Below are 11,642 nucleotides of genomic sequence, written 5' to 3' on the forward strand. Positions count from 1 at the left end.
CTCAATTTGATTTGGATAAAATTGCCAGAGAATTAAATGAAAGACCGCGGAAAACATTGAACTTTCTAGCTCCGGCGGATAAATTGAGCGAGGTGTTGCAATGATCGATTGAATTTGCCGCCGCCTTTTTTAATATGGATTTCTCCTGCTCAAGTCGGGCTAGGCGTTTTTTTAACTGGTTGTTTTCTTCCATTACTTTCGCAACATCTACTGGTTGAAAAAGTCCTGAATCATCTTGATATCCGCCAGAAATTTTTGCTTTTTTTACCCACTCATGCAAAGTAGGACGCGGTAGCCCTAATTCATCTGCTGCTTTATTTACATTGTTATAACTTATCGCTAATTTTACCGATTCTTCTTTGAATTCCTTACTGTATTTCCTTAGTTGCCTTACCATGTTTAACACCTCTTCGTTAAGTCATACATTTTAACAAATTAGTGTCCGTTTTTTCGCGGTAAGATTAGTTTTAAATTTATCGATGCCCCTAAAGGCGGTGGTCGTGTATTGGTATTGGATCAACCTAAAGCTACCATATTGAGAGAAGCACTCGAAGGATTTGCCTCTGGTCGCTTCCAAACTCAAACAGACGTTAAAAACTTTCTTAATGAAAAACGCTATTGTTACAAAGAGAAATTTATAAAAGTAACCTTGAAACAAGTAAATCGAATTTTAAATCAAAAACTCTATGCGGGGTTGGTTTTCTCAAAAACTTGGAATACTACGGCTCAAGGCTCGCATCCCCCAATAATTTCTATTGAATGCTTTGAGAAAATTCAAGAAAGACTTAATGTGAAATATAACAGGAAATTCAATCGCAAATGCGACAACGAAGACTTTTCTATTAGAGGTTTCGCGCTGTGTCCCAATTGTAAAAAAGCTTATACCGGAAGCTGGTCAAAGGGCAGGAATGATAGATATGCTTATTATCGATGTAGTACTAAAGGTTGTACTTTACCTAAAAAGAATATAAAACGAGAAATATTAGAAAATTTTTTTTCAGACACGTTAAAACAGGTCGCTCCATCAAAACAAATAATAGAACTCGCCAAAGCAATTTCACATGATGTTTACAATCAAAGAATAGAGCGACAAGACTCCATAATCTCGGGTTATAAGCATAATATCAAAGAATTGAATAAACAAATTCAATGTGCCATTGATAGACTTATTACAACAAAAATTGAAGCAGTCCAAAAAGGGTTAGAAAACAAAATTGAGTTATTGGAGGAAGAAAAAAAGGAATTAGAACACTCTATTAGCCAATTAAATAATAAGGAAATAAGTTTTGGAACCGCCTTAGATGCCGTAATGTCCTTTATTGAAAACCCTTATGGGGCATGGATTAACGGTGATTTAAATAAGAAACGCTTGGTTCATCGGTTGGTATTTGTGAACCCTATCGTAATTCACCCTTCTGAACCTATTGGAACCGCTAATTTATTCTTACCATTCAAGATGTTACGTGATGTTTCTGAGAGGAATTGTCAATTGGTGGAGGCGGCGGGAATCGAACCCGCGTCCGCAAATCCTCTGCCCTTAGGTCTACATGCTTAGCCCGGTCTTTTGGTTTTAACCGTGTCTCCTCCGACTGGCAGGATGATTCACGGCGAGTCCCTGGATTTCGCAACTTGATTCGGGACAAATCAAGCCACTAGCTTATCTTCTATGACCGTTGATTCGATACCGACAAGCAAGCTCGGTCAACGGGGCGCTGGTTTTATGGCAGCGCACGGTCGATGGTGACTCTATCGAGCTTACGCAGCGATAGCTTCTCCACCAGCAAAGTTTTCATCGTTTGCATTTATATTTAAGTGAGTCTGTTTTGCGAGAGATCTCATTCTCGGCATGCACTTCAGGTTTCGCAACCCGCGTCGAAGCCAGGTCGCCCCCATAAGATACTTCTTCATTATAGCATATCTGTAACACATTGCATGCTTTGTATCCCAATACATATACCTGTATTTTTGCTATCATGTTGCAAACAGTTCTGGGTGGCATAAAAACAAGATGGATAGTAAAAAGCCAGTCGATGCGGTGATCACCTGGGTGGACGGGTATGACGCGGCCCACCGGGAAAAGCTTGCGGCTTACTTGCAAAAACTTGGGATTACCCGCTCGGAAGCGGCAGCTCCTACGCGCTACAATCAACAGGGGGAAATTACTTTTTGCGTTTCTTCCATCCTAAAACATGCGCCTTTTATCCGCACGATTTATATTGTAACCGATGGGCAAAAGCCTGCCGTTTTTGACGCTTTGCAGGCTAGCCGCTATGCAGACAAAATTAACATCGTCGATCATCGGCACATTTTCCGCGGTTATGAAGCGTATTTGCCGACGTTTAACAGTTTAACCATTGCGACGATGTTATGGCGCATTGAAGGTTTGGCTGAGGAATTCATTTGTTTTTGCGACGATTTTTCCATCATCCGACCGGTTTGCTATGAAGACTTTTTCCGTGATGGAAAAATTGTTTTGCGGGGCGATTGGAAAACCCACCATGAGCAATATTGGCACCGGCAATGGCTGCGGCGGTTTGAAAAATACCTCCCATTTGCACTGGGCAAAAAAGAGCTTAGCGAACATCGTGAAGTGCAGGAAAATGCCGCGCGCCTGCTTGATTACAACAAGCGCCTCTTCTATGTACCACATGTGCCTTTTCCGTTGAAAAAAGACATGCTCGCGCATTATTTCGAGGAGCATCCCGAACAATTGCTCAAAAATATTTCGCATCCGTTGCGAAACCGCAGCCAGTTTGAAATCATTACGCTGGCGCACCATCTCGCTATTAGCGCGGGGCAAGCGGTTATCGATAACGCTTACCAGGAAGTGACCATTAACCCGGCGCACCATGCCTGGGGCAAGGTGCAGCAAAAGCTAAAATTTGCTGATGAACATGAGGAGGTTAAATTCTTTTGTTTGCAAAGCCTTGATGGCGCGCAGGATGGGCAGCGTAAATATTTGCTGGACTGGCTTTACAAACACACGGCTTTACCTGACCTGTTTTTTAAAGAAGTTTAGCCAAATCTTGCTCAATTTTTTTGAACGAAGTAGTGGGTAGATACCGTTTCAATACACGTCCTTTGGTATCAACCAAAATTTTGGTGAAATTCCAAGGGATGAATTTCCATGGCTTTTTCTCGATGTGTTGTTTTAAATAGGCATACAATGGCGCTTGCTGTGCGCCTTTAACATCTATTTTTGCAAACAGCGGGAAGGTTACGCGATAACAGCTTTCGGCAAACGCTTTTATTTCTTCATTGCTGCCCGGTTCTTGCTGTAAAAACTGGTTGCTGGGAAAGCCGAGTATGACGAAGCCGCGATCTTTGTATTTTTGGTATAACGTTTCGAGCTCTGCATATTGCGGGGTAAAACCGCAGCGGCTGGCTACATTGACGATTAACAAAACTTTGCCGCGGTAGTCATCAAGCGTAGAAGTTTCGCCAGTTACGGTGGTGACAGGGATTTCATATAATCCTTCGGCCATGTTGTTCCTTTATAAGTCAGAAAGAGAGCAATGCAGCCCTAGTTAATGCCGTTATGCCTTAACAAGGCATCGATGGTTGCGGGGCGGCCGCGGAAGGCGAGGTATGCTTCCTCAGCCTTGCGGGAACCGCCTGCCTCTAATATATATTTTAAAAAATCCTCGCCGGTTTTTGCATTAAAAATGCCTTCTTCTTCAAAACGCGCGAATGCGTCGCTGGAGAGGACTTCTGCCCATTTATAACTGTAGTATCCTGCGGCATAGCCACCTGCGAAAATGTGGGTAAAGCTATGTTGGAAACGGTTATAAGGTACAACAGGCACGACTGTGTTTGCCTTGCGCACGTCAGCAAGGATAACGCCAATAAAATCTTTTTTATCGGCGTCATATTCCTGGTGGATGCGGAAATCAAACAGGGAAAACTCCAACTGGCGCAGCATGCCCATGGCAGACTGGAAATTTTTGACAGCCAGCAGTTTTGCAAAAAGTTCGGCGGGTAAGGGAACTCCGGAATCCACATGGGCGGTTAATAATGCAAGTGCTTCTTCTTCCCAGCACCAGTTTTCAAAAAACTGGCTTGGCAGTTCGACCGCATCCCACTCAACGCCGTTGATCCCGGCTGCACTCAAATAATCGACGCGGGTTAATACATGGTGCAGACAATGCCCCATTTCATGGAATAGCGTTAAAACTTCGTCATGGGATAAAGTGGCAGGTTTGTTGGCCACCGGTTTTGCAAAATTGCAGGTGAGGGTGGCTATTGGCAATTGCACTTCGCCATCAGCTTGTTTGCGGCGGGTTTGCAGGGAATCCATCCATGCACCGCCGCGTTTATTTTGTCTTGCAAACAAATCAGCATAAATGTAGCCACGCAATTGTTCGTCTTTATCGACCAGTGCAAAGCAGGTGACATCCGGATGCCAACTATCGGCATCATGAATTTCGCGAAGCTTCATCCCATACAATTTGTTAATGATGGCAAATAAACCATCCATAACTTTGGGCAAAGGGAAATACGCACGCAATTCTTCCTGTGAAATGGCATGCAGGCGCTGTTTTTTCTTTTCTGAAAGGAAAGCGATATCCCAGGGGGCGATTTCTGCGATTTGATATTCATCCCGTGCAAAAGCTTGCAAATCATTAAATTCCTGCAAAGCCTGTGCATGCGCACGCGTGCTTAAGCCCGTTAGAAAATGCACAACTTCCTGGCAGTTCCTGGCCATTTTGGTTGCCAGTGATAATTCGGCATAATGGGCAAAACCTAATAACTGCGCTTTTTCATGACGCAGGGCCAATATTTCATCCATGACATCCGTATTGTCAAATTTCCCCGCAGTCGGCCCTTTATCGGAGGCGCGAGTGACATAAGCGTCATACATTTCCCGGCGTAACTCCCTGTCTTCTGCATAAGTTACCACGGCCAGATAACAGGGAATTTCGAGGTTAAGCACCCAACCGGTTAAATTTTTTTCTTGAGCCAATTCGCTTGCATGGTGCAATGCATGTTCGGGCAAGCCTTCCAGGCGTCTGGCGTCGGTAATGTGCAACTGATAAGCTTGGCTTGCATCCAACACGTGGTTTTCGAATTGATTGGATAATTCCGCCAAGCGAGTCTGCATGGCTTCGAAACGCTGCTTTTTCTCAGCAGACAAAGCGACACCTGAGAGTTCAAAATCGCGCAGTGTATCCGCTATAATCTTGCGCTGGGTTTCATTTAATCCGGTCGCATCGATGCGTTTAATTGCTTCATACAAAGCATGATTATGCCCAAGTGCGGCCTCATAAGTGGTAAGCTTTGGCAGGCAAGCTTGATAACACTCGCGCAATTGGGTTGAATTAACGACTGCATGCAAGTGCGAAAGGGGCGCCCAAAAGCGCTCGAGGGCATCGTCCATGTCTTCGAGCGGCTGCATGAGGCGCTCCCAAGTATATTCTTTGTTCTCGAGCAAGTGGTCAATGCGCTTTAAGTTATTTTCTAAAAGCGTTTCCAAGCGTTGGGGAAAAGTTTGAATATCAAGATCGGAAAATTGAGGCAACGCAGCTGCAGACATGAAATTCCCCTAGGTAATCAGAAATTTCCTAGCATACCATTGAAGTCTGCAGCACTCTATGATTAGTTATTGAAAGTTTTTTGCTGTATTCGCAATTTCTTCATATTCGGCGATGTTCGTGGTACTTCGTGACTTACTGAACATCGAATGGGTAAGGATGCTTGTTTTTTCCTTTTCAGAATCCACCGGCAGCATGGCCAGGGTAACCCGGGTCACCGGGCGTTGCTGTTCTAAAAATTGCACTGCCGTAAAGCATGCGAATGTGGTTAAAACCGCAACGAGAGCCCCGATAAAGGGAATTATGGGATTCACTGCCAGTGCTGGCAGGGCAAGTGATAGGGCTACTACCAAGATGGCATTGTTTATGATGCCTAAAAGCAAGCGTTTTTTCTCATAATGGATGCGCTGTTCCAGATAGTTAAGATGGGTTTTAATTTCTTGTATTTTTTCATGCTCATTTACATCCGTGCTTGTTAACATTTTTGCATAAGCCGTATGTATTTCCTGCATGCGGCCGACTTCCACGAAGTAACGGATGGTACAAAGAAGCACGTCAAAAGCTTGCATGGCTACGGAAAGATATATGCCGACGGGAGCGAGGACGCCGGTTAAGATAAAACAATTGATTAAGCCTGCAGTTAACCAGAAGGAATCGTTAAAAAGTTCAAACCAGCGCCGTTCAAGTTGTGTTACAAACCTCGTTTTAAAATCGACAGATGCTTCTTGTTCACTCATCCAGCTGCCAGGGATAATATGCTTGGCAAACATGAACAAATTGTTTGATAAACGCGGGACAAAGAAAATCCAGGAAAAATAAGCAACGATAGGAGCTGCAATTTTGTCGATTTCACGGATAAATTTGCTGTAAGCAGATGTGGGTGAAATGACGGGCGCAAGCAGGAGAAGAAAGCGGCGTGTACGTAAAGTAAATAAGCGTGCCCAGTTACTCGTCATCGTTACATCACGGATGGTAGCGCTCACATCCCGGTCGATAGGCTGGGCAGACACTTCTGCCGCAAGAGTTTTCTTTCCCGTTTCGTCGCTTACCGGCACTGGAAGCTGTGGGGAGGGGGTGAAATCAAACCCTTCTCTTTTTAAGAATTCACGATAAACTTGCTGCTCGCCTTGAAGGCGAATAACTTCTCGCGGCATGTAAAGATAATTGCGATAAACTTCCTCAAGCACTTCTGCTATTGCCAAGGCTGCTGCCATCTGCAAAGCGAGCTTTTGCGCCGATTTATTCTGCTTTGCCAAGTGGTGGGCGATTTGCGTGCAAAGGATACTATAATCGAAATTTATTAGATTATGATTGCGGACGAGGGCTTTATAAAAATCAACTCTCTTTCCCTGTAATTGCTGCGCTAAATTCCATTTCTTTTCTTCATTGTAAGGAACTGGAATCTGCAATCGATCTAGAATTGCTGGCATACCACATTCGTTGATTTGTTAAAAAGCTCGATTATCTCAGAAAATGAACAAAAAGTAAAAAATTTTTCATATTTTAATTATGTTCACGGCTATAGTGTAATAGGGCTTATGGTAAGATGCACTAGGTTTAAATTGCTAAAGGCAATTGGCGTCTAGTGCATATTAAAGAAAGAAAGTTATTGAGCAAGATAAAAAGAGTGTGCAACTAGGAATCTATTAAAGTATACATAAACTATGGTATGCTCTCTGACTAAAAATATCCTAACAATAGCCCGCGGTCTTGTTTAATTTTGGTACTTTAAGCTGTTGGTTAACGTGTGATGATGGCATAATGCTAATGCTTTTGATTAAAGTTACTGTCAGTCAAAAAATATAATGGAAATATATGATTTTCTCAGCATTGCCTGCACTTTCCAGCACAGTAAGCATGCAGAGCTGGCGGCTAATTATTTTGTTGATTATTTAAATTATATTAATACTGATATATTGGAGTTTTGCTTTTTTTTAAAGCAAAACAACAAAAGCGAGCTAAATTATATTGGCAATTTTTTATCACAAATTTTCGAATATTATTCAGGCTTTGTAGAGCAATTATTGTCGGTAACCTATATAGACTCGCTCACAAGAGTAGGGGATGTACATAATCAAGGAAAAAGCACAACTTTGGTGATAAGTGGCAAAGAGAAATTTATACTAAAACCAGTTTCGACGGAAATGTTGTCAATCTTAAATGGAATTTACATATTTTTAAATAATTATGAAAATTTTTGTTTTGAAACTTTAGATATTACGATACTGAATAGTAATCTTTCTAAAATTGCCTATGTAGAAAATGCCAATTGCGAAAATAATCAGAAGTATGCATATCATTGGGGTGCACTGCTTTTCATTTTAACTTGCATAAGGGGAATAGATTTTCATTCCGAGAATATTTTATGTTCTTCATCTATCCCAGTTATTGTGGATTGCGAATCTCTCTTTTATCCTATTATTTTTAATATAAAACCTTACGATTATACCGCCACTTCATTACTTATAAATAACACAATTCATTTTGTCTCCTACAAAGAAGAGATCAAATCTGGAATAGAGGGAGCTTATCGGGCAGTTAATGAAGCACCGCTCTTTTTTATTGAACTCATAAAAAAGAACTATCAAAAAAGGAAACGTATGATCTTTAAGCCTACAAGGTATTATTTTACTCTCTTAAAAAACAGCACTCATCCTAAATTTTTATTAGACAAGGAAAAAAGAAAAACCTATCTTCATGAGAGTTTGACAGGCTCACACTTTATTTCTAAAACGATTATAGATTCAGAAGTTAATGAGCTAATGCAATTTGATATACCATATTTTTTTCATGAAAATAATTATTTATATAACTCAAAAGGGATTTTAATTGAGCAAAATATTATAAAAAATTCTGATGAAGTTATGTTGGAAGATGTTAAAAATCTTTTTAACTTCAAACATAATTTATTAACAAAATTGGGGTTATAGTGCCATTAAAACCAGATATTAAAATCTTATCGCCTTTGGTATCTATCTATACTCTTTGTCTTTTTTTGCCAACTATAGATGCAGTTTCTATTTGTACTCTTAAATGGGGAGACATTAATCTGCAATTTGCTTTGCCAGCTTTAATTTTCCCGTTAGTTTATCCTTTAGCAGATTGTCTTACTGAAGTTTATGGTAAAAAGGTTAGTTATTATGTCACGTGGTCTTGTTATTTTTTTATTGTGTTTTTTTCATTAATAAATAATGGGCTATTACTATTATGTGATAATGAAAAATATTATGCTTTTATAGTAAAACAATCTACATTATTAACTTTAATAGGCCCGATAGGCTTTTTCATCACATCTGCTCTTAATATCAAGTTCCTAAGTGAACTAAAGCTCAGATTAAGAGGTCGACATTTTTTAATTAGGAGTTTTATTTGTTCAGGTATTTCAGATCTAATTTTAAGCTTAATCGTTTTGCCAGTCGTGTTTTATGACTCCCAATCAACTTTTTTATTTAAATTATGGTTGGGTACTGTATTCATTAAAATCATCGTTACAATTCCTTATGTTTTCCTTGCAAAAATGTTAGTGATTTTTATGAGGAGAATCGAGGGGATTCAGCTTGAACTTTATAGCGCAAATTTTATGCAAAAAAATTGTGAAAATGGTTAATAGATGAATGAGATCATAGGGTTATCGGCATTTGAACTTGTTAAAAAAATAAAGTTAAAGGATCTTTCAGTACTGGAAATTACGGAAGCTTATATTAAACAAATTACTTTATTCAATCCAATAATCAATGCACTGAATCAATTTAAGCCAGAGGAGCTTATTTTACAAGCAAAACAAGCTGATAAGTTAACTTTCTCAAGTAAACCTTTACCACTTTTGCATGGTTTACCGCTAAGTATTAAAGATGCGTTTCATGTCAAAGGCTTTTTTCCAAGTAAAGGATGTCCCGGTTTATTTGGTCAACAATCTTCCTTTGATGCACGTGTTATTTCCAGACTACGAAAAGCCGGTGCAATTATTTTTGGATTGACCAATACTTCAGAGTTATTGCTTTCTTATGAATCAGATAACTTGCTTTATGGTAGAACCAATAATCCCTATGATTTAAAACGAACTGCTGGCGGAAGTAGTGGGGGCCAAGCAGCCTTAATTGCTTCAAGATGTATTCCGGCAGGATTAGGAAATGACGCAGGGGGCAGCATTCGACAGCCTGCACATTATTGTGGCATTTCTGCACATAAGCCTACACATGGGTTAGTACCCTTGACAGGTATTTTCCCGAATCACAATATTGGCTTGGGGGCTCAAATATTATCTATTGGCCCTATGGCGAGGGAAGTACAAGATTTAAGATTAATTTTATCGGTAATAGCTGGATCAGATGCACAAGATCCTAATGCTATCTCCGTTCCTTATTATAATAAATCACCAGAAATAAAAAAATTGAGAGTAGCTTTTTTTTTAGAAAACCCTATGGAGGAAAGTCCGTGCAACAATACAGTTAATGTCCTTAGCCACATGATAAAAAAACTTGAGCCTTGTGTGCATTCTATAACCAATATTTTTCCTCAGGAATTGAAAAAAGCTGCAAGACTTCATTTAGACACCTTTATGTATGGTGGAGATGGAGGCCTATCTATACAAAACGCACTGAAACGAATGGGACAAAAAGAAATAACTATCTTAACTAAAAAATTTTTAGAGTTAGCTAAAAACTCAAGATTTAGCGTGAGTGAATTTCGAGCCCGCCTTGTTGAATTAGACGATTTTCGAATTAAAATGAATATGTTTATGCAAGATTTCGATATTTTACTATCGCCGGTTACTGCTTCAGCAGCAAGACTCCATGGGGAGACTTTTAAATATCGGGAGGATATTGGTTATTTATTACCGTATAACTTAACTGGATGGCCAGTCACTGTGGTACCTTGCGGGCTGTCTGCAGATAACCTTCCAATAGGAATCCAAATTGCTGCCAAAAAATGGAAGGATGGTGTTTGTTTATCAGTGGCGCAAAAAATACAAGAATTAGCTCCCAGATTTTTACCAAAAAATTATTTTGATAGCCATTGACAATAGTTAATGTGAACAATATCTTAGTAAAAAATTTTAGGGATGATAAAATGAGCGACTTAATTTTTACGAATGAGGTGGAAATAGTTTTTGGAATTCCTCCTGAGATTATTAAATTCGATGAAACCATGTATGAGATTGATTTATCTTATATTTACTCTTCTATTTAGTTTTGTATACCATGGTTTTTCTGCAAAAGCCCTTCAAAGTCTTTGTTGATTTCTATAGTTCTTTTCGTTTGGAAACGAATAGATTAACTAGCTTTCGTTATCGTATTTTTTCAACTATCGAAGAATACAAATCTACTGGGAAAGTTGTGCTTGCTCACACGGATAAACCAGGTGATTTTTTGCCACCGTTGTTTCCACAGCAAATCAAAGAAATGCCAGATATTTTGAGCAATCTTCATCCCATAGACGTAAACAGCATTAATGATTTGTACTATTTATCCAAGGATAAAATTTCTAAGATAATTATTTCCCGAAATAAAATTCATACGTGTAATTTTAATAACGAGTGGTTGCAATTTTCTTTAGACACATCGCTAACTAACGAAGTGTTGCACTCTAAGCGTATAGCCTATGCGATTTGCTATATGCAAGCTGAGGGAATCACACGAGAGCATTTTCCTAATAACGTAGAGAAATACAGAATTTTATCTGATCATATTACTTCTTTGAGCATTTTGAATATTGAGACTAATGAAACAATACTAAAAAGTGCCCAAGATATTTTATTTTCTAAGGAATATCTTTTTTTCTCAAAAGAAGATATCGCTAGGATAGCTTTCATTTGTGGCCAAATGGCTTCTTTATCGTTGAATCAAGCCATCATTTAACCTGGATATTTCTAGCTAAAATTGTTTGTGAATATTTTTGGATTTTGTCAGATTCCGTTTTCCCGTCGTTTGGAAATATATTTGGATAATTAGAGCGGTTCTCATTGTATGGTTAAATTGTTTAGTTAAAGGTTGATCCCTCCTCGATTAGCCGTACACCTTGTTTAAGAGATATAATCTCATCAACAAGGAGTAGCAATGGTCAGAAGTATCTACACAAAAGAGTTCAAAGTTAAAGCAATTGAATTTCTAG

Annotated in this window: 8 protein-coding genes, 1 other RNA gene and 2 pseudogenes; 6 read left to right on the forward strand and 5 right to left on the reverse strand. The window is 39.4% G+C overall.

What is annotated here, in order from left to right; genetic code table 11:
* Window positions 1–169: 169 nt before the first annotated feature.
* A pseudogene (locus ELY11_RS12870) lies at window positions 170–397 on the reverse strand (transposase); the annotation flags it as partial.
* Window positions 398–535: 138 nt separating this feature from the next.
* On the opposite strand from ELY11_RS12870, the pseudogene ELY11_RS12835 reads away from it, so the two are divergent.
* A pseudogene (locus ELY11_RS12835) lies at window positions 536–997 on the forward strand (recombinase zinc beta ribbon domain-containing protein); the annotation flags it as partial.
* A 493-nt stretch (window positions 998–1,490) separates the two neighbouring features.
* On the opposite strand, the gene ssrA reads toward ELY11_RS12835, so the two are convergent.
* Window positions 1,491–1,891, reverse strand: a transfer-messenger RNA (tmRNA) gene (gene ssrA, locus ELY11_RS11525).
* Window positions 1,892–2,008: 117 nt separating this feature from the next.
* On the opposite strand from ssrA, the gene ELY11_RS11530 reads away from it, so the two are divergent.
* Window positions 2,009–3,019: a Stealth CR1 domain-containing protein gene (locus ELY11_RS11530; RefSeq protein ID WP_126954444.1), complete on the forward strand. Its 1,011-nt coding sequence runs from the start codon at window positions 2,009–2,011 to the stop codon at window positions 3,017–3,019.
* On the opposite strand, the gene ELY11_RS11535 is transcribed toward ELY11_RS11530, so the two are convergent.
* From ELY11_RS11535 to ELY11_RS11545, 3 genes are all read right to left on the reverse strand, one after another.
* Window positions 3,006–3,485: a glutathione peroxidase gene (locus ELY11_RS11535; protein ID WP_127033684.1), complete on the reverse strand. Its 480-nt coding sequence runs from the start codon at window positions 3,483–3,485 to the stop codon at window positions 3,006–3,008. The two genes, ELY11_RS11530 and ELY11_RS11535, sit on opposite strands and share 14 nt — an antisense overlap.
* Before the next feature lie 38 nt (window positions 3,486–3,523).
* Window positions 3,524–5,533 carry a M3 family metallopeptidase gene (locus ELY11_RS11540; RefSeq protein WP_127033686.1) on the reverse strand — a complete coding sequence of 670 codons (2,010 nt, stop codon included), beginning with the start codon at window positions 5,531–5,533 and terminating at the stop codon, window positions 3,524–3,526.
* Between the two features lie 66 nt (window positions 5,534–5,599).
* Window positions 5,600–6,961, reverse strand: a complete 1,362-nt coding sequence (locus tag ELY11_RS11545; RefSeq protein ID WP_127033688.1) for a hypothetical protein — start codon at window positions 6,959–6,961, stop codon at window positions 5,600–5,602.
* A 375-nt stretch (window positions 6,962–7,336) separates the two neighbouring features.
* Here ELY11_RS11545 and ELY11_RS11550 point away from each other — a divergent pair, with 375 nt between their 5' ends.
* The 4 genes from ELY11_RS11550 (at window position 7,337) to ELY11_RS11565 (ending at window position 11,389) form a co-directional block, all read left to right on the forward strand.
* Window positions 7,337–8,461: a DUF4135 domain-containing protein gene (locus ELY11_RS11550; RefSeq protein ID WP_127033690.1), complete on the forward strand. Its 1,125-nt coding sequence runs from the start codon at window positions 7,337–7,339 to the stop codon at window positions 8,459–8,461.
* On the forward strand, window positions 8,461–9,138 hold the full coding sequence (locus tag ELY11_RS11555; protein ID WP_158615202.1) for a VUT family protein: 678 nt from the start codon (window positions 8,461–8,463) through the stop codon (window positions 9,136–9,138). Before ELY11_RS11550 ends, ELY11_RS11555 begins: the two co-directional genes overlap by 1 nt.
* Window positions 9,139–9,141: 3 nt before the next feature.
* A complete protein-coding gene (locus ELY11_RS11560) occupies window positions 9,142–10,551 on the forward strand; it encodes an amidase (protein ID WP_127033694.1) in 1,410 nt (469 codons plus the stop codon).
* Window positions 10,552–10,732: 181 nt separating this feature from the next.
* The gene (locus ELY11_RS11565; RefSeq protein WP_127033696.1) at window positions 10,733–11,389 is read left to right on the forward strand and encodes a hypothetical protein; all 657 of its coding nucleotides are present in this window, start codon (window positions 10,733–10,735) and stop codon (window positions 11,387–11,389) included.
* The last annotated feature ends 253 nt before the right edge of the window (window positions 11,390–11,642 follow it).

It is taken from the genome of Legionella septentrionalis, assembly GCF_003989745.1.
Classification (GTDB): domain Bacteria; phylum Pseudomonadota; class Gammaproteobacteria; order Legionellales; family Legionellaceae; genus Legionella_A; species Legionella_A septentrionalis.

What these genes read in the sequence shown, in the direction of transcription:
- ELY11_RS11530 (WP_126954444.1), top strand. Translation starts at nt 2,009, where the DNA reads ATGGATAGTAAAAAGCCAGTCGATGCGGTGATCACCTGGGTGGACGGG.
- ELY11_RS11535 (WP_127033684.1), bottom strand. Translation starts at nt 3,485, where the DNA reads ATGGCCGAAGGATTATATGAAATCCCTGTCACCACCGTAACTGGCGAA.
- ELY11_RS11540 (WP_127033686.1), bottom strand. Translation starts at nt 5,533, where the DNA reads ATGTCTGCAGCTGCGTTGCCTCAATTTTCCGATCTTGATATTCAAACT.
- ELY11_RS11545 (WP_127033688.1), bottom strand. Translation starts at nt 6,961, where the DNA reads ATGCCAGCAATTCTAGATCGATTGCAGATTCCAGTTCCTTACAATGAA.
- ELY11_RS11550 (WP_127033690.1), top strand. Translation starts at nt 7,337, where the DNA reads ATGGAAATATATGATTTTCTCAGCATTGCCTGCACTTTCCAGCACAGT.
- ELY11_RS11560 (WP_127033694.1), top strand. Translation starts at nt 9,142, where the DNA reads ATGAATGAGATCATAGGGTTATCGGCATTTGAACTTGTTAAAAAAATA.
- ELY11_RS11565 (WP_127033696.1), top strand. Translation starts at nt 10,733, where the DNA reads ATGGTTTTTCTGCAAAAGCCCTTCAAAGTCTTTGTTGATTTCTATAGT.